The organism is Achromobacter sp. 413638, from assembly GCF_043119405.1.
Taxonomy (GTDB): Bacteria; Pseudomonadota; Gammaproteobacteria; order Burkholderiales; family Burkholderiaceae_B; genus Achromobacter.
The window spans coordinates 17,786-39,900 of the sequence record NZ_JBICCO010000003.1; the positions used below are offsets into that span (position 1 = coordinate 17,786).

The window sequence follows — 22,115 nt, forward strand, 5'->3', positions numbered from 1 at the left end:
CCGCCGCATGATTTGGGTTTATGCGAGGCATGCACAGATTCAATTTGCCCGGGCTTGGAAGCGCGCAGTAATGTTTGGCCACCTTCCCGGTTCACCAGAGACTTCATCGAACCATGCTATCTGTAGCCGCAAGCACGCAAACCGGAACGCGCGTCGTGTCCGCCGAAGAGATGGAAGCCCTGGCCGTGGGCGCCTGGATACTGGGCACCGGCGGCGGCGGCGATCCGTACCAGAAACTGCTCAACATGCGCCAGCTCTACAAGAAGGGCTATCGCGCCTCGCTGCTGGATCCCATGTACCTGAACGAGGACGACCGCGTGGCGGTGGTCTCGGGCATGGGCGCGCCGCTGGTCGGCCAGGAACGGCTGGCCGATCCGCATTTCGCGGTCAAGCCGGTGCGCATGATGGAGGAATACTGCGGCCAGCGCTTCCGCGCCATCATGGCGCTGGAAATCGGCGGCGGCAACGGCCTGCAACCCTTCATGGTGGCCGCGCTGATGGGCCTGCCGGTGGTGGACGCCGACAGCATGGGCCGCGCCTATCCCGAGGCCCAGATGACCAGCTTCGCCGTGCGCGGCCTGCCCATGTATCCGCTGGCCGTGGCCGACATCCGCGACAACGAGGTCATCGTCACGCGCGCCGCGTCGGCCACCTGGGTCGAGCGCCTGAGCCGCAAGGTGGTGGTCGAGATGGGCTCCACCGCCGCCACCTGCAAGACCCCGCGCAGCGGCGCCGAGGTCAAGGAACACGGCATCCTCTACACCGTCAGCAAGGCCATCCGGCTGGGCGAGGTGGTGCTGCGCGCGCGGCGCCAGCACGACGACGTGATCGACGCGGTGCTGCAGGAGTCCGGCGGCAAGCGCATGTTCAGCGGCAAGGTCGTGGACGTGGAACGCCGCACCACGGCGGGCTTCCTGCGCGGCCGCGCCGTGCTCGAAGGGTTGGGCGAGGATCGCGGTTCGCGCTACACGCTGCATTTCCAGAACGAGTTCTCGGTGGGCGAGCGCGACGGCGTGCCCGAGGTCATGACGCCGGACCTGATCTGCGTGCTGGACTCGGTCAGCGGCGACGGCATCGGCACCGACGTGCTGCGCTTCGGCCAGCGTGTCAGCGTGCTGGCCTTGCCCGCGCCCCAGGTATTCACCAGCGAACGCGGCCTCGAACTGGTCGGCCCGCGCGCGTTTGGATTCGACATCGACTATCGCACCGTCTTCGCGTGAAGCAATCGCTATGAAACACATTGGCATCGACGTAGGCGGCACCAACACGGACGCCGTATTCGTGCAGGACAACCAGGTCCTCGGGGCGGTCAAGTCGCCCACCACTTCCGACGTGACCACCGGCGTGCGGCGCGCGCTGGCGGCGCTGATCCAGGCCTGCCCGCAGGCCGCGGCGCCCGAGGCGGTGATGATCGGCACCACCCATTTCACCAACGCGGTGGTGCAGCGGCGCGACCTGGAGCCCGCCGCCGCGCTGCGCGTGTGCCTGCCGGCCGCGGCCTCGCTGCTGCCGTTCTGCGACTGGCCCGAGGACCTGGCGCAGAAGGTCAACGGCGGCACCTATCTGGTGCAGGGCGGCCATGAGTTCGACGGCCGCGAGCTGATGCCGCTGGACGAACGCGCGGTGCGCGACGCCGCCCGCGCCATCCGCGCCTCGGGCGTTTCCACCGTGGCGATCAGCGGCGTGTTCTCGCCGCTGATCGGCGACGCCGAGTTGCGTGCCGGCGAGATCCTGAAGCAGGAGCATCCGGACTGCCGCATCACCTATTCGCACCAGCTTGGCCGCATTGGCCTTCTGGGCCGCGAGAACGTCGCGCTGCTGAACGCCACGCTGATCGACCTGGCGCACAAGACCACCGACGCCTTCGTGCAGGCGCTGGCCGACAGCGGCATCGACGCGCCGCTGTTCCTGACGCAGAACGACGGCACCGTGACGCTGGCCGAGAACGCGCGCGACTTCCCGGTGCATTCCTTCGCGTCGGGGCCGACCAACTCCATGCGCGGCGCGGTGTTCCTGGCCAAGATCAATGACGCGGTGGTCTGCGACGTGGGCGGCACCACCGCCGACGTGGGCTGCGTGCAGAACGGCTTCCCCCGGCAGGCCAACAACATGGTCGAGGTGGGCGGCGTGCGCACGGCCTTCCGCATGCCGGATCTGCTGTCCATCGGCGTGGGCGGCGGTACGCTGGTGAACCCGGATACCCTGCAGATCGGGCCGGTCAGCGTGGGCCACCGGCTGCTGCAGGAGGCGCTGGTGTTCGGCGGCAATCAGCTGACCTGCACCGACATCGCGGTGGCGGCGGGCCTGGCCGACATCGGCGACCGCTCGCGCGTGGCGCACCTGAGCGCGGCCACGGTGCAAGGCGCGCTGGCGCGCATCCATGAAGCTATCGCCGAGGCCAGCGACCGCATGAAGAGCGATGCGCGCGACGTGCCGCTGATCGCGGTCGGCGGCGGCTCGGTGCTGATTCCCGATCGCGTGGCGGGCTTCTCGGAAGTCGCGCGGGTGGCCAATCACGCGGTGGCTAACGCCGTGGGCGCGGCCATTGCGCAGGTGTCGGGCGAGGTCGACCAGATCTTCACCAACCTCGGCCGCGAGGAGCTGCTGGAACAGGCGCGCAAGATCGCCGTGGGCCGCGCGGTGGCCGCTGGCGCCGACGCGGATACCGTCACCGTGATCGAGCAGGAGGACATTCCGCTGGCCTACCTGCCGGGCAACGCTGTCCGGGCGCGGGTGCGGGTGGTGGGCGAGATCGCCGGCCGCGCCGGCTGAACAGGGCGGGGCTCCGGCATCGGACGATTGCAGTGCCGGGGCTGTTGCCGGACAGCCTTCGGTTTTTCAGGCCGGCGGCGCGCGAGCGCCGCCGGTTTTTTTCAATTCACCATGCCGATTCTAGCGAGGAGTTGTTCAATCACGTCGCAGGCCTGTCGTTGCCGCAATATCCTTGCCTCCCGCTGCTCAGGCTCATCGCCTTCACCCAGTTCGAACCTGGCGACCGACACCGGACCGTCCTTGCGATAACCCTCTGTCTTGTCGTCGCTTGCGAAGCGACTGCGCAGAATCGCCAGAGAGGCCTTGACGACGGCGCCGTGCTTGCCGCTGCGCTCCCTTTGAAACGCCATGGCCACGGCGTCCAGCCCTTCGGCTGCATGTTCAAGGCAGTAGATCAGATCGTGCGCGTCTTTGCGTTCGAAACGCTGATCGTATGCAAAGGACTTCAGGCAGGTAAAGCTGACCACGTTGGCATGCCGGATCCGTTCCGTTGCGATGCCGTTGCCGCCGAGGATCTCAGCCTGAATCTCGGCGACTTGGTGCAGGTCAAAAACGATGGACGAATAAGGGATGTTCAGCGCGGAGATCGTGCCTACGGTCGGCAATGGCTGTACCTTGCCGCCGGCGATGTCCGGTGCATCCGCCAGCAGTTCCAGCACCATCAACGCACCCTGTTCGGTGCGGGTCTGCCAGCGCCAAGAGAGCTTCATGCCGGCGCTGTTCTCGGCCCGCTCAAACCCCATTTTCCTGAGGTTCTCTTCGAGCGTGTGATACGCCGCGGTATCAGCCAGGATTTGCAGGTCGATCACGATGTCCACATCCAGAGTGCCTGCGTGCGCTGGCACTTCTGGAGGCCGGGCGGTGACGAGATACCGGGGCGTAAGTCCCCCGATCAGGTAGACCGACTCTTTCCATGGTCCGAGTCCGCGCAGCAGTGTTACGAGAACGCGTTCGCAGTCCTCCGTGTACGGGTCGCTGTAGCCATCGAACGTTGCCGGTTTCACCGTCAGAATCCGATCCTTTCCTTGCGCAAATGCTCGGCCGATTCCCTGGCGCGGCCCTCGCCGTGCAAGAGGTCGAGATAGACCTGGATCGGGCTTGCCAACCAAATGCCGCCGACCTGTCGCCGAAACAGCAGTTCTCCCGTTGACTTGGTTTCGATGATCGCGAAGTTCGCCCCTTCATTGACGACGCGTGCACCCAGCTCGGCCATTGCGGCATCGGCGCGGGGGCTGGGCAGCAGTCGAACTCTCGTCTGTGAAATGCTGGACAGGAAAGGGGCATAGCGTTGCGCAGCGGCTTCCTGGCTCACTGCGTAAGTGATCTCATGCGTAGCGAACAGTTGACCAAGCCGTTCGATCAGTGCATCGGACTTCAAGCCGGGCACGAAATACCGGCGCAGCAATGGCGCGCGTTGCGTGGCGAGCTGTTGTGCCCAGGCATCGAGCAACGCGCCGGGCTCGCGCAGATGCCGTTCCTTGCTTGGTCCCTGGCCTCGCGATGTCAACCAGTCGAACCGTTCCAGCTCATGTAGTACGTCCGAGGCCGTGGATGGAGCCACTTGCGCCCGTTCTGCCACGTCGGTAACGCCAAACCATTGCTCGTGATTGACCAGGAGCGCATGCAAAACTTGGGTGCGTCTTCCGGAGAAGAGTGAGCGCACCGATTTTTCCAAGGCCTTTGGAGCCGGCTTGTCGATGTAAACGTAGGCACCCGCCGCCGGCAGAAACAAGCTGCCGCCGCTATCGAAGTAGCCGATGCGCTCGGCTCTGAGCAGCTCCTTCGCTCCTGGTGAGATCGATTCGGCGATCAGCAGGCGTTGCCCATTGGTGTAGTGATCGTGCTGTGGCGACTTCAATTGCCACAGCGCCTGTCGCACATCTCGGGGATAGACGGATTTCTTTGCCTCGACCAGCAAGGCAATCGATTTACCGGCGACCTGCAGCTCAATCGTCGCGTCGGCGCGACCGACGGCTTGAGCGGCAGGCTCCGCCTGGGCTAACTCGACGTGCACGTCCGGCAACTCCCGGAGCGAAGCCAAGAGCTGGTCGATTAGCGCGTGTGCCACGAAAGTTGATCCGGTCATGAGGGCCGTGTTTTTTTGTTCAGCGAACAACAGCAATATATCGAATATTCGGTATAACTACTATATTCGCTGCGCAGCGAATATTTGCCAGATGGCTAGCCGTGTGGTGGTCGCTCGCGGTCGGCCTCGCGGGCTACGCCCCTTGCTTTGTATCGAGCCGTGGCCATTCGGTGTAGACGCTCGAACTTCCGGCTCCGTGCGCTGCCCTCCCCAAGTGGGCAATGTGACCGGATTCTTCATCGAAGGCGTTTACTCCTGGTGGCTTCGGGTGGCTTCGCCGGTATTGTGGATGAAGAGGCGTTGACGACAGGCGCGATGGTGGACATTTTCATGTCGCGCCGCGCCGCATGCAGGCAGTCCATGAAGCACTGGGCCGCCGGCGTGGGCGGTGAATCGGCGCGCGTCACGATGCATACGCGCGCGGCGGGCAGCGCGTGGTCCAGCGGCACCATGCGCAAGGGGCGCGGCAGCAGTTGATGCTCGAACAGGTCGCGCACGAAGATGCCCAGCGCGTCGCTTTCGGCGATCAGGGCCAGGCCCACGGCGATGGACTGGCAGGGGATCACATCGCGGGGCGGCGGCAGGCCGTGGGCGGCATAGGCCAGGCGCAGCAGGTTGGACGGCGACTCGATATTGCCCGGCACCAGCCAGAGCGCCTCGTGCAGCTCGGCCAGGCTGCGCGCGCGGCGCAGCGGATGGCCGACGCGCGCGCCTACCGCCAGCGGCAGGTCGTAGAGCGTGGCGCGGGTGAAACCGTCGTCGATCTGGCCGCCGTATTCGGTCTGGACCAGCAGGTCGTAATGGCCGGATTCGAGCAGTTCGTGGCTGTGCGGCGGCGCGACTTCGTTGAAGGAAACGGACACGCGCGGCATGCGCTGGCGGAAGTCCCTGAGCGCGCCCGGCAGCACGGTCAGCGCCGACGAGCTGACCGCCAGGTGCAGCGAACCGCCGGCGCCGTCCTTCATCTGGCCGATCTCTTCCTGGGCGCGGCGCGTTTCCTGCAGGATCAGCACGGCGCGCTTGTACAGCGCCTGGCCGTAGGCGGTCAGCTCCACGCCCTTGGGGCTGCGGCGCACCAGCTCGGCGTCCAGGCTTTGCTCCAGCTCGCGCAGGTTGCGCGTGGCCGCCGGCTGGGTCAGGTGCAGGGCGCGGGCGGCGGCGCGGATGCTGCCGTGTTCGGCGATGAGGACGAAGGTGCGCAGCTGGCGCAGGTTCATGGGCGGACTTCCGGAAGGCGCGGGGTATCAGGAAAAGCTTTCACTGGAACGAAAATACTATCTTTTCCTTATCGTCAGCCATCCGTATATTCATGGCCATCGCAGCGGATACGGAACCGGGATCACCGGCCGGGCGCCGCGAGCCTAACGGACATCAAGGGGAAATCATGTCTATCGCCGTCGCGGCCGTTTCCGGCCAGTCGGGGCTGTACACGCCTTCCATGCGCCGGCGCGTCATTGCCGGCACCACCATCGGCAACGCGCTGGAGTTCTTCGACTTCACCGTCTTCACCTTCCTGATGCTGGTGATCGGGCCGCTGTTCTTCCCTGCCGCCTCGGGCTACGGGCAGTTGCTGCTCACCACGGCCACCTTCGGCGTGGGCTTCCTGATGCGGCCGGTCGGCGGCATGCTGATCGGTTCCTATGCCGACCGTCACGGCCGGCGCGCCGCCATGACGCTGACGCTGTGGCTGATGGGCCTGGGCTGTGGCCTGATCGCGCTGGCGCCCACCTATGCGCAGATGGGCATCGCCGGGCCGGTGATCATGGTGCTTGCGCGCCTGATCCAGGGCTTTGCGGCCGGCGGCGAGGTCGGAGCGTCCACCACGCTGCTGGTCGAGCACGCGCCGCCGTCGCGGCGCGGCTTCTATTCCAGCTGGCAATTCGGCAGCCAGTCGCTGGGCGTGATGCTGGGCGCGCTGGTGGTGGCGCTGCTGACCGCCGCGCTCACGCCCGAGCAGATGAAGGACTGGGGCTGGCGCGTGCCCTTCGTGATCGGCATCCTGACCGTGCCGGTGGGCGCTTATATCCGCCGCAACCTGGAAGAGACGCTGGAGCCCCAGCCCGCGCCCGGCGCGGCGCGCGCCCGCTCCGATCACCAGCCGCTGCGGCGGGTGCTGGCCGGGCACAAGGGCGCGGTGGCCAAGGGCATCCTGCTGGTCATCGGCGGCATGGTCTGCGCCCAGATCATTGGCTTCTATATGCCGGCCTACGCCAACAAGGAACTGGGCCTGCCGGCCACGTCCACGCTGTCGGCCAGCGTGGTGCTGGGCGCCATCGGTTTCGTGGCCGCGCCCTTCGTCGGCCTGCTGGCCGACCGCGTGGGACGCAAGCGCGTGATTTTCTGGTCGCGCGCCGCCACCGTGGCCGCGCTGTTGCCGTGCTTCCAATGGCTGGTGTCGGCGCCGAGCAGCGCGCGGCTGATGACCGTGATCGCCTTGCTTGCGATATTGTTGGCGCTGCAGACCGCGCCGGTCATCACCATGCTGCCCGAACTCTTTCCCAAGGCGGTGCGCACCACCGGCATGTCGGTGGTGTACGGGCTGGGCATCTCGGTGTTCGGCGGTTTCGCGCAGTTCTTCGTCACCTGGCTGCTGCACGTCACCCGCAATCCGATGGCGCCGGCCTGGTACTTGATGGTCACCGTGACGCTTTCCACCGTGGTGCTGTTCTGGATCCAGGACCGCACCGGGCATGACATCGACAATCAGGAGGCATGATGCAGTCCCGCTATTTTTCCGACAGCTACGCCCAGGCGCGCGAGCGCTTTCTTGACGCCGCCAAGGCCGTGGCCGCGCGCATGGCCTCGTATCCGATCGAGGCGCGCGGCGCCCGGGACGAGGCTCTGTCCACCGACGTGGCGCTGATCGGCGACGCCAAGGCCGAACGGCTGCTGATCATGACGTCCGCCACGCACGGCGCCGAAGGCTTCTGTGGCTCCGGCTGCCAGCTGGCCCTGCTGGACGATGCGCCGATGCTGGCGCGCGCGCGCGATTCCGGCGTGGCCCTGCTGCTGGTGCACGCGGTCAATCCTTATGGCTTTTCGTGGATTGCGCGCACCGACGAGGGCAACGTCGACCTGAACCGCAATGCCCAGCCCTTCGATGGCCGTCCCTTGCCCGAGAACCCCGGCTACGGCGCGCTGCATCCGTTGCTGCTGCCCGAGTCCTGGCCGCCGACCGAAGCCAACCGGCGCGAGCAGGAGCGCTACATCGCCGAGCATGGCCTGGCCGCCTACGCCCAGGCCGTCTCGCGCGGGCAGTACACGCATGCCGACGGCCTGTTCTATGGCGGCGATCGCCCGGCGGCCTCGCTGTTGAACATGCGGCGCATCCTGAAGGAACATGCCGCCGGTTTTTCCAGCATCGGCTGGATCGACGTGCATACGGGGCTGGGGCCGCGCGGCCACGGCGAGAAGATCTACGCCGGCCGGCGCGACGAGGCCGAAGTGGCGCGGGCGCGGCACTGGTACGGCGCGGACATCGCGGTGCCGTACCAGGGCAGCTCGGCCTCGGTGGACATCACGGGCCAGCTGGCCAGCGTCATCTACGATGCCTGCCCGACGTCCACGCCGACGCTGATGGCGCTGGAATTCGGCACCCAGCCCTTTGCCGACGTGGTGCAGGCGCTGCGGGGCCGCAACTGGCTGCGCGCGCATCCGGAAGCCAGCGAGGACGCGCGCCGGGCCATTCTGAAGGCCACGTTGGATGCCTTCTATTGCGGCGACGCCGATTGGCACGGCATGGTGCTGGGACAGAGCCGGGTGGCGGTGCTGCAGGCGTTGTGCGGCCTGCAAGACGACTGAGAGTCCGCATCGGATCCGGAAGGGCGCGGCGCCGGCGACGGGGCCGCGCATTTTTTTTTGCCTTGCCGCTTGTTGTTTATGTAATGTTATATCATCTAACTTTTGTTCGTAATGATATAACATCCATAGGAATCGAGATGCAGGGAAAGAAAGAGGGATCGCGGCGCTTCGCCCGCCGCGCCGGCGCGGCCGGGAAGGGATTGCGGCCGCTGGCGTGGGCGTTGCTCGCCGCCTCCGGCGCCACCGCGCAGGCCCAGCAAGCGGCCGGCCAGGCGGACGCCGCCGCCACGCTGGCGCCGGTCACGGTCTCGGCCAATCCGCTGGGGCTGGACCTGAACAGCACCACGCAGCCGGCCTCCGTGCTGGAAGGCGATGCACTGGTCGAGAAGCGCGGCGGCACGTTGGGCGACACGCTCGATGGCCTGCCGGGCGTGCATAGCGATACCTTCGGCGGCGGCGCCAGCCGTCCGGTGATCCGCGGCCAGACCGCGCCGCGCGTGAAGGCGCTGTCCGACGGCTCCGAGCTGATGGACGCCTCGGCCATCTCGCCCGACCATGCCGTGACCACCGAGCCGCTGCTGGCCGAGCGCATCGAGGTGTTGCGCGGCCCGGCGGCGCTGCTGTACGGCGGCGGCGCCATCGGCGGGGTGGTCAATGTGATCGACAAGAAAATCCCCACCGAAGTCCCCGAGAAAGGCATCGCCGCCGAGGCCGAGATCCGTGGCGCGACCGGCACCAAGGAACGCGCGGGCGCCATCGGCATCACCGCCGGCGAAGGCAATTTCGCCGTGCGCGTGGAAGGCATGAAGCGCCGCAGCGGCGACTATCGCGTGCCAGACTGGTCCAGCAGCAAGCTGGACGGCTCGTACAGCGAATCCACGCAAGGCACGGTGGGCATGTCCTGGATCACGCCGCGCGGCTACATCGGCCTGGCCTTCACGCACCTGGAAAGCAAGTACGGCCTGCCTGGGCACAATCATGAATACGAAGGCTGCCATCCGCATGGCACGCATCTGCATTGCGGCGGCCACGATCATGGCGACGAGGACGGCCACGACCATGACCACGGCGCCGAGGGCGGCGGCGTGCCCTACGTGAAGCTGCGCAGCAATCGCACGGACCTGCGAGCCGAATACCTGGATCCCTTCGCCGGCATCGAGAAGATCCGCCTGCGCGGCGGCTTGACCGACTACCAGCACCAGGAGATCGAGGGCGGCGAGGTCGGCACCACCTTCAAGAACCGTGGCTACGACCTGCGCCTGGAGGCGCAGCACAAGCCCGTCGCCGGCTGGCGCGGCGTGGTGGGCATGCAGACGTCCTACAGCGATTTCCGCGCGGACGGCGAGGAAGCCTTCCTGCCGCGCAGCAAGACGCGCGCCAACGGCATCTTCCTGCTGGAGGAATACAAGCTGGCCGACTGGCGCTTCGAGCTGGGCGCGCGCCAGGACTGGCAGACGGTCTCGCCCCAGGGCGGCGCGCCGCGCAGCAGCCTGTCGGGCACCTCGCTGTCGGCGGCAGCCATCTGGAACTTCGCGCCGGAGTATTCGGCGGCATTGTCGCTGTCGCGCTCGCAGCGCCTGCCGACCGCGCAGGAGCTTTACGCCAAGGGCGTGCACCTGGCCACCAACACCTATGAGATCGGCAACGCCGGCCTGGGCCGGGAGACCTCGCACAACATCGACCTGACGCTGCGCAAGCACTCGGGCGCAACCACTTTCAGCGCCAGCGTGTTCCACAACCGCGTGAAGAACTACATCTACGCCAACACGCTGGACCGCTACGAGGACTTCCGCCTGATCGAGTACACCCAGCGCGACGCCGAGTTCACCGGCGTGGAAGGCGAGCTGCGGCATCAGTTCACGCCCGTGTTCTCGGCCGCCGTCTTCGGCGACTACGTGCGCGGCAAGCTGACCGGCGGCGACGGCAACCTGCCGCGCATCCCGGCGGCGCGCGCCGGCCTGCGCGGCAACTTCAAGTGGCAGCAGTGGTCGGCCGGCGTCGAGTACGCGCGCGTGTTCTCGCAGAAGGACATCGCCGCCTACGAGAACAGCACGCCCGGCTACAACCTGGTCAACGCCGTCGTGGCCTATCGCGGCAATTACGGCTCGACCGGCTACGAGGTCTACCTGCGCGGCACCAACCTGCTGAACAGGCTGGCCTACAACCATGCCTCGTTCATCTCCTCGGTGGCGCCGCTGCCTGGCCGCAGCGTGCTGCTGGGCATGCGCCTGACGTACTAGTCGCGGCAGGAGGGCGGGGCGGCGGCCCTGTGCTATGTTCGCGGGGTGCCGCCACCGGGCGGCGCCACGCAGCGCAGGAGCCCGCCATGCTGAAGTTCGCCGCCAACCTGTCCATGATGTACACGGAACATGCGTTCCTGGACCGCTATGCGGCGGCCGCCGCCGATGGTTTTGCTGGCGTGGAATGCATGTCGCCGTATGAAGCGCCGGCGGCCTTCGTGCGCGAGCGCCTGGACGCGGCGGGGCTGCGCCAGGTGCTGATCAACACGCCGGTCGGCGCCGCGGCGCGCTGCGATCGAGGCCTGGCCGCGCTGCCCGGCCGGCAAGACGAGTTTCGCGCTGGCCTGGAGCAGGCGCTGGCCTATGCCGACGCGCTGGCCTGCCCGCAGGTGCATGTGATGGCCGGGCTGGCGCCCGACGGCGCGCCGCGCGCCGCGCTGCTGGACTGCTACCGCGAGAACCTGGCCTGGGCCGCGTCGCAGGCGCGTGCGTGTAATGTCACGCTGCTGATCGAGCCCATCAATACCCGTGACATTCCCGGCTACATCCTCAACCGTCAGGACGAGGCCCATGCCGTGGTCGAGTCGGTCAACGCGCCCAACCTCAAGGTGCAGATGGATCTGTACCACTGCCAGATCGTCGAGGGCGACGTCAGCGCCAAGCTGCGGCGCTACCTGCCCACCGGCCGCGTCGGGCATCTGCAGATCGCCGGCGTGCCGCTGCGGCACGAGCCCGACCAGGGCGAACTGAACTATTCCTGGATCTATGCGCTGCTGCGCGAGCTGGACTATCGCGGCTGGATCGGCTGCGAATACCGGCCGGCCGGCGCCACGTCGGATGGCCTGGGCTGGCTGGCCGCCGCCCGCGCGTGAGCGCGCCGGATCGGAACCACGGACATTCGAACCCGTGCGTGATCGCGAGACGGTTGGCGCACGCTTGCGTTGCCCGGCCCTGGCGTGCCAACATAATTAATATGTTAATTAAATGCGGTCCAAGCAGGCCGTAAAACGGGATAAGGAGACAGTCCCCATGTTCACAGGCATTTTCCGCCGCCTGCCGCGCGCGGCCTTGCTGGCCGCTGCCCTGGCGGCATCCGTGGCCGCCGTCCGGCCCGCGTCGGCGGCCGAATTCCCCGATCATCCGATCCGCTGGCTGGTGCCCTTCAGCGCCGGCGGCGGCAGCGACATCGCCACGCGCATCGTGGCCCGGCACGTGGCCGACGCGCTGGGCCAGCCGGTGGTGGTCGAGAACCGTCCCGGCGCGGCCACCATCGTCGCCGCCCAGGAAACCGCGCGCGCCGCGCCCGACGGCTACACGCTGATGACGGCCGGCATGAGCACGCTGGCCCTGAATCCCTGGCTCTACCGCAAGCTGCCATACGACCCGCAGAAGAATCTGGCGCCGGTGTCCACGCTGGTGGACCTGCCCATCGTGCTGGTGGTGTCGCCGGACTCGAACCTGCATACGCTGGCCGACGTCATCGCTTACCTGAAGAGCGACAAGGCGCCCAGCTACGCCTCGCTGGGCGTGGGCAGCCCGCACCATCTGGCGATGGAGCTGTTCCTGGAAACGGTGAAGGGCAAGGCCACCGCCATCCCCTACAAGGGCACGCCGCCGGCCTTGCAGGACGTGGCCTCGGGCGTGGTGCCCCTGATGATGGCCGATCTGGCCGCCGCGCGGCCGCTGATCCAGGGCGGCAAGCTGCGCCCCATCGCCGTGCCGGCGGCGCGGCGCTCGGACCAGTTGCCTGACGTGCCGACCTTCGCGCAGGCCGGCGGTCCGGCTTTCGAGGCCGCCGCCTGGCAGGGCGTGGTGGCGCCGGCCGGCACGCCCGAGCCGGTGATCAGGAAGCTGAGCCAGGCGATCGAACAGGCGCTGCGCGCGCCCGAGGTGGTCAAGCAGCTGAAGCTGCAAGGCATGGAACCGACCGGCAGCACGCCGGAAGCGTTCAGCGCCTATGCGCGGCAGGAGCACGAGCGCTGGGGCGCGGTGATCCGGAGCAAGGGCATCACCGCCGATTGATACGCCTGCGCCGTCCGCGTCTCAGTCCGGCGCGGGGGCGGGCGGCGCGCGGCGTCTGGCGGTGGCGGCGCAGCCCGCCGACGCGATCACGATGCCGCCGATGGCCAGCCACTGGTTGCCCGACAGCTGCTCGTTCAGCACCACCACGCCGGCCAGCGCGCCCATGGCCGGCTCCATGCTGAGCAGCACGCCGAAGGTCTTGTTCGGCAGGCGCTTGAGCGCCACCATCTCCAGCGAATACGGCAGCGCGCTGGACAGCACGCCCACCGCGATGCCGGCCAGGATCAGCGACGGATCCAGCAACGCCGTGCCGGCATGGGCGGCGCCCACCGGCAGCGCCACCAGGGCCGCCGCGGTCAGGCCCAGCGAGGTCGCCTGACCGCCGTGGATATGGCCGGCGCGCTTGCCGAAGATGATGTACAGCGCCCACAGCACCGCCGCGCCCAGCGCATAGGCCAGTCCGACGGGATCCAGGTCGTGCACCGATTGGCCGGTCGGGATCAGCAACAGCAGCCCGGCCGCCGCGCAGGCGATCCAGAGGAAGTCGATGGCGCGGCGCGACGAGAACACCGCCAGCGCCAGCGGCCCGGTGAACTCGATGGCGATGGCGATCCCCAGCGGCAGCGTGCGCAGCGCCATGTAAAACATAAGGTTCAGGCAGGCCAGCGTGACGCCGTACAGCGCGATCTTCAGCGCGTTGGCGCGGCTCAGCGGAAAGCGCCACGGACGCCAGATGGCCAGCAGGATCAGCGCGCCGATCACGATGCGATAGGCGGTAGTGCCCTGCGCGCCCACCATCGGGAACAGCGATTTGGCGAACGAGGTGCCGATGCACAGGGACGCCATCGCCGCCATCAGCGACAGGACGGGAACCAGCGTGGAGGAGGAGGTATCGCCTCCGGTGTTCAGGGTAGCGGTGCTCATGGTTGCGTGTAGCAGGTAGGGGCCGGGCGCGGAAGACAGGGAATCAAGGACTCAGGGCGCGGTCGTGGAGTAAAGCACATATGCCGCCAGGCCCAGCATGATGGCGCCCAGCAGTCCCTGCTGCGCGCGCAGGAACCAGGCGTTGCGCCCCACCCAGCCGCGGATGCGCGAGGCGCCGTAGGCGAAGCAGCTGCCGTAGGGCAGGCTCAGGATCTTCATGGTGACGCCCAGCACCAGCATCTGCGACCAGACCGGCCCCTGCTCGGGCGAGGTGAACTGCGGCAGGAAGGCGATCATGAACAGCAGCACCTTGGGATTGAGCAGGTTGGTCACGAAGCCCTGCCAGAAGGCGTCACGCGCATCGCCGGGCCGGGCCGCGAGCGAGACCTCGGCGTCGCGCGCGCAGCGCAGGATGGCCTTGATGCCCAGGTAGGCCAGGTACAGGCCGCCAGCCGCCTTCACGCCCAGGAACAGCCGGGGCGAGGCTTGCAGCACCGAGGCCAGGCCCAACACCACTGCCGGTACTTGAACGAAACCGGCCGCCACGTTGCCCAGCACGCTGAGAAAGGCCGGGCGAAAGCCCTGGGTCATGCCACGGGACAGGGTCAGCGCCATGTCGGGCCCGGGCGTGAGCTTGAGCGCCGCGTCGGCGGCGAGGAACAACAGGAACAACTGGAGCGAAGGCATGGGATTCTGGCGCGGCAGGCCCGCGGCGCGCGGGCGGCAAGAATCACAGTGTAAGCAAGGCGGCTGATTTTTTTCTGCGCTACACGGGGCAGAAATGGAGTTTTCCGTCGAAAGCAGGGGTGCTGGACGCAGCAGAGGCGCTGGGCGCGTTTAGAATCGTCGCACGGGCCCGCCGGCCTGCATCCGCGACCGCATACGCTCCGCCTCACGCCGCCATGGAACTCGACGATTTCGACCGCCTCATCCTGCAAAGCATGCAGGAAGACAACCAGCGCACCAGCCAGGAAGTGGCCGAACGCGTGAACCTGTCGCCCGTGTCCTGCCTGCGCCGCATGAAGCGGCTGCGCGACGCCGGCGTGGTCGCCGCCGACGTGTCGGTGGTCGATCCGGCCGCCGTGGGGCGCGGCATCATGATGGTGGTGCTGGTGTCGCTGGAGAGCGAGCGCGCCGACAAGCTTGGCAAGTTCAAGCGCGCCATGACCGAGGCGCCGGAAGTCATGCAGTGCATGTCGGTCACGGGCGAGGTGGACTTCGTGCTGACGCTGACCATGCGCGACATGCTGGAGTATGAGTCCTTCGCGCAGAAGCACTTCTGGGGCGATCCTAATGTGAAGCGCTTCTCGACGCTGGTGGTGATGAACCGCGTCAAGCACGGCCTGGCGGTGCCGATGGATATCTGAGGCGCCGCGCGCCCGGACAGGCGGCGCGCGATGGCGGACGTGGGTGTTTTCGACTGCACTTGCTTGAGCGATTCGCCGCGATAGGGGGCGGCCGCCCGGCGTTCCCGTCTCTGGCGGGCGCGCTTTATATTCAAAAAATATCAACCTAATTAATATTGATTCATCAATTCGCGATTCCTAGAATCTTTCCATGGCTCACCGCCGCCTTGGGGCAGACATGGACAGCGAAAAAAACACGACGCCGCGACAGCTAACCGTCCGCATTTCACGCGGCACCGGTGACGGCGAATTCACGGTCTATTCGGTGCCGTGGCGCGACAACCAGACCGTGCTGGACGTGGTCACCGAAGTCCAGCGCACGCAGGAGCCGAGCCTTTCCTATCGCTACGCCTGTCGCGTGGGCGTGTGCGGTTCCTGTGCGATGACCGTCAATGGCAAGCCGCGCTGGACCTGTCGCACGCACGTGAGCCGGGTCGAGGAAGACGGCGTGATCGTCATCGAGCCGCTGCGCAACATGCCGCGCATCAAGGACCTGGTGGTCGACATGCGTGAGTTCTTCCAGAAATGGAAGCGCGCCGGCAATACCTTCATCGGCACGGCCACGCGCAACGATCCGCCGGCGATGGTGTCGCCGCAGAGCAAGAAGCGCAAGCAGGCCGACGCCGCCATCGAATGCATCAACTGCGGCGTGTGCTACGCGGCCTGCGACGTGGTGTCCTGGGACCCGGAGTATCTCGGTCCGGCGGCGCTGAACCGCGCCTGGACGCTGTTCAACGACGAACGCCATGCCGATCCCAAGGACGTGCTGCGCCAGGCGACCTCGGGCAGCGGCTGCAATTCCTGTCACACGCAGGGCAGCTGCATGAAGCACTGTCCGGTCGACCTCAGCCCAACCGGCAGCATCGCCGGCCTGAAGCGCAGCTCGCTGATCAACCTGCTCAAGGGGGGCTGACATGGAGGCCCGCCTGTTCGCGCTCCAGCGCCTGACGGCGATGGCCATGGCGCCTTTCGTTCTCGTGCACCTGGGACTCATCATCTACGCCGTGCGCAGCGGCCTGAGCGCCGGTGCCGTGCTGTCGCGCACGCAGGGCAGCTGGGCCTGGATCCTGTTCTACGGGCTGTTCGTGGCCTGCGTCGCCATCCACGTGCCCATCGGCCTGCGCAACATCCTGGTCGAATGGCTGCGGCTGGGCCGGCGCGCGGCCTCCTGTATCGGGCTGGCCTTCGGCGTGACGATCCTGTTCCTGGGCATGCGCGCGGTGGCCGCCGTGGGAGGGCTGCTGCAATGAAGTCCGCCCGCAATCATCAGGCGTACTGGGCCTTCCTGGGCCATCGCCTGTCCGGCCTGGCGCTGGCGCTGTTCCTGCCGGTGCATTTCTACGTGCTGGGCATGGCGCTGGACGAGGCCCGTTTCGACCGCTTCCTGAAGCTGTCCGACATGCCGGCGATGAAGGTCGGCGAATGGGGGCTGGTCCTGCTGCTGGCGTTGCACCTGTGTTTCGGCCTGCGCCTGCTGGCGCTGGAACTGTTGCCCTGGCGTTCGACGCGCAATGCCCGCAACGGCTGGATAGGCTGGGGCTTCGCCGTGTCGATGGCGATCGGCCTGGTGTTCATCGCTGGAGTCATCTGAGATGCAGATCGAACAACACAAGACCGACATCCTGATACTGGGCACCGGCGGCGCCGGCCTGTTCGCGGCGCTGCACGCGAAGAAGGCGAACCCGGACCTGCGCGTGACCGTGACGGTGAAGGGGCTGCTGGGCAAGTGCGGCTGTACCCGCATGGTGCAGGGCGGCTACAACGTCGCGCTGTCCGCCGGCGATTCGGTGGAGCGGCATTTCATGGACACCATCGAAGGCGGCAAGTGGCTGCCACGGCAGGACCTGGCCTGGCGCCTGGTCGAGGGCGCGGTCGAACGCGTGCGCGAGCTGGAAAACGAGATCGGCTGCTTCTTCGATCGCAATCCCGACGGCTCGCTGCATTCCAAGGCCTTCGCCGGCCAGAGCTTCGACCGCACCGTGCACAAGGCCGACCTGACCGGCATCGAGATCATCAACCGGCTGATGGAGCAGGTGCGTGCGGTGGACGTCGAAGAGCTGGAGGAGCACCGAGCCATCGAGCTGATTCCCGCCGCCGATGGCTCGGGCATCGCCGGCGTGCTGTTCATCGACATGCGCACGGGCGGCTACCGGCTGATCCAGGCCAAGGCCGTGCTGCTGGCCACCGGCGCCGGGCCGACGATGTATCGCTATCACACGCCGTCCGGCGACAAGACCTGCGACGGCCTGGCCATGGCGCTGCGCTACGGCCTGTCGCTGCGCGACATGGAGATGGTGCAGTTCCATCCGACGGGCCTGCTGGGCGGCCCCGACACCCGCATGACGGGCACGGTGCTGGAAGAAGGACTGCGCGGCGCCGGCGGCTATCTGCTCAATGGCGACGGCGAGCGCTTCATGGCCAACTACGACAAGCGCGGCGAACGCGCCACGCGCGACGTGGTCAGCCGGGGCATCTACGCGGAAATGCGCGCCGGACGCACCGGTCCCATGGGCGGCGTGTACATCCAGATGAGCCACCTGGGTCCGGAGAAAGTCGCCAGGACCTTCCCCGGCATGGTCAACCGCTGCAAGGACTGCGGCTTCGACCTGGCGGGCGGCAAGGTCGAGGTGGTGCCGACCGCGCACTATCTGATGGGTGGCGTGGAGTTCAACGTCGACGGCTCGACCGCGTCGCCGGGGCTGTACGCGGCGGGCGAGGACTGCGGCGGCGTGCATGGCGCCAACCGGCTCGGCGGCAATGGCGTGGCGAACTCCACCGTGTTCGGCGGCATCGCCGGCGATTCGATGGCCGCGCACGTGGCCGCGAACGGCCGCTGGCGCGATCCGGATCCGCGCGCCATCGCGCGCGGCTTCGAGCGCGCGGAATACCCTTTTTCGAAGCCGGCCGGCCGCATCCATGAATTGCGCGACCAGCTGGCGCGGACCATGTGGGACGACGTCGGCGTGCTGCGCCAGCGCGCCGCGATGGAGCGCGGCCTGGACGCCGTGGAGGCCCACCGTGCCGCGCTGCGCGGCATCGGCGTGGCCGATGGCGACCGCCGCTATAACCTGACCTGGCACGACTGGCTCAACCTGGAAAGCCTGGTCGATATCTCCAGGGTCATCACCGTGTCGGCGCTGGCGCGCGAGAACAGCCGCGGCGCGCACTTCCGCGAGGACTTCCCGGAACCGGGCGATCTGCACGCCAGCCGCTACACGCGCGTCAGCGCGCCGGACGGCGATCTGCGGCTGGACATGGTTCCGGTTTCCTTCGACATCGTTCAACCCGGCCAGTCGCTGATCGACGGCGAAGCCGGCACTCCCCAGGCATAAGGCGCGCACCATGCAGATACCGATAAACAAGATCGAGGAGGCCGCGCTGGAGATCATGCGCCGCGCGGCGATCGAGATCCCGGCTGATTACAAACAGGGCATCCTGGAGCTGCGCAAGACCGAGACCGGCAAGCTGCCGCGCTTCGTGATTCACGCCATGGTCGAGAACTGGGAGGCGGCGGACCAGGACCGCCGCCCCATGTGCGCGGACACGGGCCTGCCGCGCTACTACGTGAAGGTCGGCAACCATGCCTCGGTCGAGTCGGGTTTCGTCGCCCTCGAGCGCGCGCTGCGCCACGCCACCGCCGAAGGCACGGTGTCGATCCCGCTGCGGCCCAACCGCGTCCATCCGCTCTGGCGCACCGATCACAACAACAACGTGGGCCTGAACGCGCCGGAGGTGGAATGGTCCTTCGAACCCGACGCCGACTGGATCGACATCACCACCGTGCACAAGGGCGGACTGTTCGGCACCGACTACCGCATGCTGTTTCCGGGCGACGGCATCGACGGCATCAAGCGCTTCGTGCTGGATACGCTGATCGCCTTCGGCAAGCGCGGCCTGGCCTGTCAGCCGGCCATCGTCGGCATCGGCCTGGGCGGCTCCAAGGACACCTGCATGCAGCTGGGCAAGCAGGCCGCCTGCCTGCGCACCGTGGGCGACCGTAATCCGGATCCCAGGGTCGCCGAGCTGGAACTGGAATTGATGAAGCTGGGCAACGCCATCGGCATGGGCGCGATGGGTTTCGTCGGCTCGGGCATGGTGGTCGATTGCCATATCGAATGCGGCTACACGCATACCGGCGGCATGCCGATCAGCCTGCATACGTTCTGCCTGTCGTCGCGCCGCGCCACCGCGCGCATCCACGCCGACGGTCGCATCGAATATCGAACCGATCCGCAATGGTTCACCCCCTATCTGCGCCGGGAGACGGTCGAATGGTAAGCAAGGACGATGACATCAAGGTCTTCCACCTGGACCTGCCGGCCCGGACCGAGGACATCGCCCGGCTGGAGCTGGGCTCGGCCGTGTACCTGAACGGCCTGGTCTACACGGCGCGCGAGGGCGTCTACAAGAAGGTGCTGGACGAAGGGCTGGCGCCGCCGGTGGACCTGCGCGCGCTCAGCAACGTGAACTTCCACTGCTCGCCGGCCGCCGCGCCGGACGGGCAGGGCGGCTACCGGGTCGGCGCCGTCACGGCCACGGCCTCGTTCCGCTTTTCCAAATGGATTCCGCGCTGGCTGGAGGAAACCGGCTGCCGCATCCTGATCGGCAAGGGCGGCATGCCGGCGGACGACTACAAGCGGGTGCTGGCGCCCGGCGGCGCGATCTACCTGACGACGGTGGGCTACGGCACCGGCGCGCTGCTGGGGCGCGGCATCAAGCGCGTGCGCGAGGTGCACTGGCTGGACGAGCTGGGCATCGCGCAGGCGATGTGGCTGTTCGATGTCGAGAACTTCGGCCCCTTCATCGTGGAAAGCGATCTGGCAGGGAACTCCCTGTTCGCGCAGCACGCCGAGACGATCAACGCGGGCATCGAACGGCTCTACGCCGGGCTGAAGCCGCCCGCGCTGCATCGCTACGGCGAAACCGACGACCGCAAGGACGAAGTGATGTAGCGGCCGCCGGCTGGCGCCAGGCCGTCAACACATGGATAGGGAAGACACGGCAATGATCATCGATTTCCGCCTGAGGCCGCCCGTCGGCGGTTTCCTCGACACGCTGATGTACTCGGCCGGCGCGCGGCGCGACGGCTTCACGCGCACCGTGGGCTTCACGCCCTCGCCGGCCGCGCAGCAGCAGTCCATGGACCTGCTGCTGGGGGAAATGGAGGCCGCCGGCGTCGACGCCGGCGTGGTCGTGGGCCGATTGGCCGGCGTGCTGGGCAGCGTGCCGAACGAGGACGTGCGCCAGATCGTGGCCGCGCATCCGGGCCGCTTCATCGGCGCGGCCTCGATCGACCCGACCGACCGCCGGCGGGCCTGCCGGACCATCGACCAGGCGCTGGCGGACGGCTTCAGGCTGATCAATATCGAGCCGGGTTCCTACCCCGTGCCGATGCACGCCGACGACCGGCGGCTGTATCCGATCTATGGCCACTGCGAGGACGTGGGCGTGCCCGTCATCATGATGGTCGGCGGCACGGCCGGGCCCGACCTGAGCTATTCGGACCCGATCCGCACCGACCGGGTGCTGGCCGATTTCCCGACCCTGAACGTGGTGGTCGCGCATGGCGGCTGGCCCTGGGTCAACGAGATCCTGCACCTGGGCTTCCGACGCCAGAACCTGTGGCTGTCGCCCGATATGTACTTCTCGCGCATGCCGGGCTGGGAGGAATACGTGAAGGCGGCCGATGGCTTCCTGTCGGACCGGATGCTCTATGCCAGTTCCTTCCCGTTCTGTCCGGTGCGGGAATACAAGTCGTGGTTCGAAAGCCTGCCGATCAGGGAAGAGAACCTGAGGAAGATAATGGGCGGCAATGCGTGCAGGCTGCTGGGCATCCCGGCGCGGAACCCATAGACTGTCGCCCACCCCGTGTCGCCCACCCCGCCCTGAACCAAGGCCCGCATGATGGATATCCGGACGCTCTACACCCTGATCGCGATCGCCGACTGCGGCAGCTTCGCCGAGGCCGGCAATCGCATCGGCCTGTCGTTGTCGGCCGTCAGCATGCAGGTGCGGGCGCTGGAAGAGGAACTGGAGATCGCGATCTTCGACCGCAGCCGCCGTCCGCCGGTCCTGACCGACGCCGGGCTGGCGCTGGTGCACCGCGCGCGCGACCTGATCGCGCACTGGGAAAGCATGAGCGCGGCGCTGAAGAAGGGCACCGGCGCGGGCCTGCTCAAGCTGGGCAGCGTGCATACCTGCGCCTCCGGCGTACTGCCGCTGGCGCTGCGCCATCTGCAGAAGCAGGGCCATGGCCTGGAGGTTCACGTCACCACGGGTCTCACGCACGACCTGGAACGCGCGGTGCACCACCGGCAGCTGGACGTGGCCATCGTGACCGAGCCCGAGGTGCCGCGATCGGACCTGGATTTCCTGCCCTTCGTCGATGAGCAGCTGGTCGTCATCGCCCACCGCTCGGTCAAGGGCGCGAGCGACCAGGAGGTGCTGGAGCAGACGCCCTACGTGCGCTTCAATCGCCTGGCGCGCGTCGGCCACCTGGTGCAGGAGGAGATCCTGCGGCGCCAGATCGTGGTGCGCTCGACCATGGAGATCGACAACCTGGAAGGCGTGGTGGCCATGGTCGCCAATGGCCTGGGCGCCTCGGTGGTGCCGGCCCGGGGCGTGAAGAACGAGTTCCCCGCCACCATCCGCGTGATTCCCTTTGGCTCGCCGACGGTGACCCGACGGCTGGGCATCCTGGTTCCCAAGGAGAACCCGAGGTCTCATCTTTCGCGCCTGCTGCTCGAGGCGCTGAAGTCGGTTTGCGCCGACAGCCAAGAAAAAGAACGGGCCGGCTCGCGCTAGGCAACCGTCGCATTCCACGTAGCTTCCTCCGGTATACGTCGGGCCGATCGGCCCGAGGGA

At 67.5% G+C, this 22,115-nt stretch carries 21 protein-coding genes; 16 read left to right on the plus strand and 5 right to left on the minus strand.

The window, feature by feature from the left end:
• Positions 1 to 155 precede the first annotated feature (155 nt).
• Positions 156 to 1,220: a DUF917 domain-containing protein gene (locus ACEU5R_RS01935; RefSeq protein WP_392408945.1), complete on the plus strand. Its 1,065-nt coding sequence runs from the start codon at positions 156 to 158 to the stop codon at positions 1,218 to 1,220.
• A 10-nt stretch (positions 1,221 to 1,230) separates the two neighbouring features.
• Positions 1,231 to 2,772 carry a hydantoinase/oxoprolinase N-terminal domain-containing protein gene (locus ACEU5R_RS01940; RefSeq protein WP_392408946.1) on the plus strand — a complete coding sequence of 514 codons (1,542 nt, stop codon included), beginning with the start codon at positions 1,231 to 1,233 and terminating at the stop codon, positions 2,770 to 2,772.
• A gap of 101 nt (positions 2,773 to 2,873) precedes the next feature.
• Here ACEU5R_RS01940 and ACEU5R_RS01945 read toward each other — a convergent pair whose 3' ends face one another.
• The 3 genes from ACEU5R_RS01945 to ACEU5R_RS01955 form a co-directional block, all read right to left on the minus strand.
• Positions 2,874 to 3,776, minus strand: coding sequence for an antitoxin (locus tag ACEU5R_RS01945; protein WP_392408947.1), 903 nt, complete (start codon positions 3,774 to 3,776; stop codon positions 2,874 to 2,876).
• A gap of 2 nt (positions 3,777 to 3,778) precedes the next feature.
• Positions 3,779 to 4,888 (minus strand): hypothetical protein, encoded by a 1,110-nt coding sequence (locus ACEU5R_RS01950; RefSeq protein WP_392408948.1) that lies wholly within the window; start codon positions 4,886 to 4,888, stop codon positions 3,779 to 3,781.
• Between the two features lie 206 nt (positions 4,889 to 5,094).
• Positions 5,095 to 6,075 (minus strand): LysR substrate-binding domain-containing protein, encoded by a 981-nt coding sequence (locus ACEU5R_RS01955; RefSeq protein ID WP_392408949.1) that lies wholly within the window; start codon positions 6,073 to 6,075, stop codon positions 5,095 to 5,097.
• A gap of 167 nt (positions 6,076 to 6,242) precedes the next feature.
• On the opposite strand from ACEU5R_RS01955, the gene ACEU5R_RS01960 reads away from it, so the two are divergent.
• The 5 genes from ACEU5R_RS01960 to ACEU5R_RS01980 all read left to right on the plus strand — a co-directional run bounded on the left by ACEU5R_RS01960 (position 6,243) and on the right by ACEU5R_RS01980 (position 12,921).
• Positions 6,243 to 7,574, plus strand: coding sequence for an MFS transporter (locus ACEU5R_RS01960; RefSeq protein ID WP_392408950.1), 1,332 nt, complete (start codon positions 6,243 to 6,245; stop codon positions 7,572 to 7,574).
• Complete coding sequence (locus ACEU5R_RS01965) at positions 7,571 to 8,659, plus strand: M14 family metallopeptidase (protein WP_392408951.1); 1,089 nt, start codon at positions 7,571 to 7,573, stop codon at positions 8,657 to 8,659. Before ACEU5R_RS01960 ends, ACEU5R_RS01965 begins: the two co-directional genes overlap by 4 nt.
• A gap of 137 nt (positions 8,660 to 8,796) precedes the next feature.
• Positions 8,797 to 10,899 carry a TonB-dependent receptor domain-containing protein gene (locus ACEU5R_RS01970; protein ID WP_392408952.1) on the plus strand — a complete coding sequence of 701 codons (2,103 nt, stop codon included), beginning with the start codon at positions 8,797 to 8,799 and terminating at the stop codon, positions 10,897 to 10,899.
• 86 nt (positions 10,900 to 10,985) lie between these two features.
• Positions 10,986 to 11,771 (plus strand): 2-oxo-tetronate isomerase, encoded by a 786-nt coding sequence (gene otnI / locus ACEU5R_RS01975; RefSeq protein WP_392408953.1) that lies wholly within the window; start codon positions 10,986 to 10,988, stop codon positions 11,769 to 11,771.
• A 157-nt stretch (positions 11,772 to 11,928) separates the two neighbouring features.
• Positions 11,929 to 12,921 (plus strand): tripartite tricarboxylate transporter substrate binding protein, encoded by a 993-nt coding sequence (locus ACEU5R_RS01980; RefSeq protein WP_103271384.1) that lies wholly within the window; start codon positions 11,929 to 11,931, stop codon positions 12,919 to 12,921.
• Between the two features lie 21 nt (positions 12,922 to 12,942).
• Here ACEU5R_RS01980 and ACEU5R_RS01985 read toward each other — a convergent pair whose 3' ends face one another.
• Positions 12,943 to 13,845, minus strand: a complete 903-nt coding sequence (locus ACEU5R_RS01985; protein WP_103271383.1) for an EamA family transporter — start codon at positions 13,843 to 13,845, stop codon at positions 12,943 to 12,945.
• A gap of 51 nt (positions 13,846 to 13,896) precedes the next feature.
• Positions 13,897 to 14,532, minus strand: a complete 636-nt coding sequence (locus tag ACEU5R_RS01990; protein ID WP_392408954.1) for a LysE family translocator — start codon at positions 14,530 to 14,532, stop codon at positions 13,897 to 13,899.
• A 215-nt stretch (positions 14,533 to 14,747) separates the two neighbouring features.
• On the opposite strand from ACEU5R_RS01990, the gene ACEU5R_RS01995 reads away from it, so the two are divergent.
• From ACEU5R_RS01995 to ACEU5R_RS02035, 9 genes are all read left to right on the plus strand, one after another.
• Positions 14,748 to 15,212, plus strand: a complete 465-nt coding sequence (locus ACEU5R_RS01995) for an Lrp/AsnC family transcriptional regulator (protein WP_392408955.1) — start codon at positions 14,748 to 14,750, stop codon at positions 15,210 to 15,212.
• Positions 15,213 to 15,429: 217 nt separating this feature from the next.
• Complete coding sequence (locus tag ACEU5R_RS02000; RefSeq protein ID WP_392408956.1) at positions 15,430 to 16,164, plus strand: succinate dehydrogenase/fumarate reductase iron-sulfur subunit; 735 nt, start codon at positions 15,430 to 15,432, stop codon at positions 16,162 to 16,164.
• Position 16,165: 1 nt separating this feature from the next.
• Positions 16,166 to 16,501, plus strand: a complete 336-nt coding sequence (locus tag ACEU5R_RS02005) for a succinate dehydrogenase (RefSeq protein ID WP_212319999.1) — start codon at positions 16,166 to 16,168, stop codon at positions 16,499 to 16,501.
• Positions 16,498 to 16,842, plus strand: coding sequence for a succinate dehydrogenase (locus tag ACEU5R_RS02010; RefSeq protein ID WP_103271378.1), 345 nt, complete (start codon positions 16,498 to 16,500; stop codon positions 16,840 to 16,842). The genes ACEU5R_RS02005 and ACEU5R_RS02010 overlap by 4 nt, the downstream gene beginning before the upstream one ends.
• A 1-nt stretch (position 16,843) precedes the next feature.
• Positions 16,844 to 18,583 carry an L-aspartate oxidase gene (locus ACEU5R_RS02015; RefSeq protein ID WP_392408957.1) on the plus strand — a complete coding sequence of 580 codons (1,740 nt, stop codon included), beginning with the start codon at positions 16,844 to 16,846 and terminating at the stop codon, positions 18,581 to 18,583.
• A 10-nt stretch (positions 18,584 to 18,593) separates the two neighbouring features.
• Positions 18,594 to 19,529 (plus strand): fumarate hydratase, encoded by a 936-nt coding sequence (locus tag ACEU5R_RS02020; RefSeq protein WP_392408958.1) that lies wholly within the window; start codon positions 18,594 to 18,596, stop codon positions 19,527 to 19,529.
• Positions 19,523 to 20,203 (plus strand): fumarate hydratase C-terminal domain-containing protein, encoded by a 681-nt coding sequence (locus ACEU5R_RS02025; RefSeq protein WP_103271375.1) that lies wholly within the window; start codon positions 19,523 to 19,525, stop codon positions 20,201 to 20,203. Before ACEU5R_RS02020 ends, ACEU5R_RS02025 begins: the two co-directional genes overlap by 7 nt.
• Positions 20,204 to 20,255: 52 nt before the next feature.
• Positions 20,256 to 21,104: an amidohydrolase family protein gene (locus ACEU5R_RS02030; protein ID WP_392408959.1), complete on the plus strand. Its 849-nt coding sequence runs from the start codon at positions 20,256 to 20,258 to the stop codon at positions 21,102 to 21,104.
• A 48-nt stretch (positions 21,105 to 21,152) separates the two neighbouring features.
• Positions 21,153 to 22,055, plus strand: a complete 903-nt coding sequence (locus tag ACEU5R_RS02035; protein WP_233772613.1) for a LysR family transcriptional regulator — start codon at positions 21,153 to 21,155, stop codon at positions 22,053 to 22,055.
• Positions 22,056 to 22,115: the final 60 nt, after the last annotated feature.

Coding starts and splice junctions, on each gene's coding strand:
- ACEU5R_RS01940 (WP_392408946.1), top strand. CDS start 1,231: ATGAAACACATTGGCATCGACGTAGGCGGCACCAACACGGACGCCGTA.
- ACEU5R_RS01955 (WP_392408949.1), bottom strand. CDS start 6,075: ATGAACCTGCGCCAGCTGCGCACCTTCGTCCTCATCGCCGAACACGGC.
- ACEU5R_RS01960 (WP_392408950.1), top strand. CDS start 6,243: ATGTCTATCGCCGTCGCGGCCGTTTCCGGCCAGTCGGGGCTGTACACG.
- ACEU5R_RS01965 (WP_392408951.1), top strand. CDS start 7,571: ATGATGCAGTCCCGCTATTTTTCCGACAGCTACGCCCAGGCGCGCGAG.
- ACEU5R_RS01970 (WP_392408952.1), top strand. CDS start 8,797: ATGCAGGGAAAGAAAGAGGGATCGCGGCGCTTCGCCCGCCGCGCCGGC.
- otnI (WP_392408953.1), top strand. CDS start 10,986: ATGCTGAAGTTCGCCGCCAACCTGTCCATGATGTACACGGAACATGCG.
- ACEU5R_RS01980 (WP_103271384.1), top strand. CDS start 11,929: ATGTTCACAGGCATTTTCCGCCGCCTGCCGCGCGCGGCCTTGCTGGCC.
- ACEU5R_RS01985 (WP_103271383.1), bottom strand. CDS start 13,845: ATGAGCACCGCTACCCTGAACACCGGAGGCGATACCTCCTCCTCCACG.
- ACEU5R_RS01990 (WP_392408954.1), bottom strand. CDS start 14,532: ATGCCTTCGCTCCAGTTGTTCCTGTTGTTCCTCGCCGCCGACGCGGCG.
- ACEU5R_RS01995 (WP_392408955.1), top strand. CDS start 14,748: ATGGAACTCGACGATTTCGACCGCCTCATCCTGCAAAGCATGCAGGAA.
- ACEU5R_RS02000 (WP_392408956.1), top strand. CDS start 15,430: ATGGACAGCGAAAAAAACACGACGCCGCGACAGCTAACCGTCCGCATT.
- ACEU5R_RS02005 (WP_212319999.1), top strand. CDS start 16,166: ATGGAGGCCCGCCTGTTCGCGCTCCAGCGCCTGACGGCGATGGCCATG.
- ACEU5R_RS02010 (WP_103271378.1), top strand. CDS start 16,498: ATGAAGTCCGCCCGCAATCATCAGGCGTACTGGGCCTTCCTGGGCCAT.
- ACEU5R_RS02015 (WP_392408957.1), top strand. CDS start 16,844: ATGCAGATCGAACAACACAAGACCGACATCCTGATACTGGGCACCGGC.
- ACEU5R_RS02020 (WP_392408958.1), top strand. CDS start 18,594: ATGCAGATACCGATAAACAAGATCGAGGAGGCCGCGCTGGAGATCATG.
- ACEU5R_RS02025 (WP_103271375.1), top strand. CDS start 19,523: ATGGTAAGCAAGGACGATGACATCAAGGTCTTCCACCTGGACCTGCCG.
- ACEU5R_RS02030 (WP_392408959.1), top strand. CDS start 20,256: ATGATCATCGATTTCCGCCTGAGGCCGCCCGTCGGCGGTTTCCTCGAC.
- ACEU5R_RS02035 (WP_233772613.1), top strand. CDS start 21,153: ATGATGGATATCCGGACGCTCTACACCCTGATCGCGATCGCCGACTGC.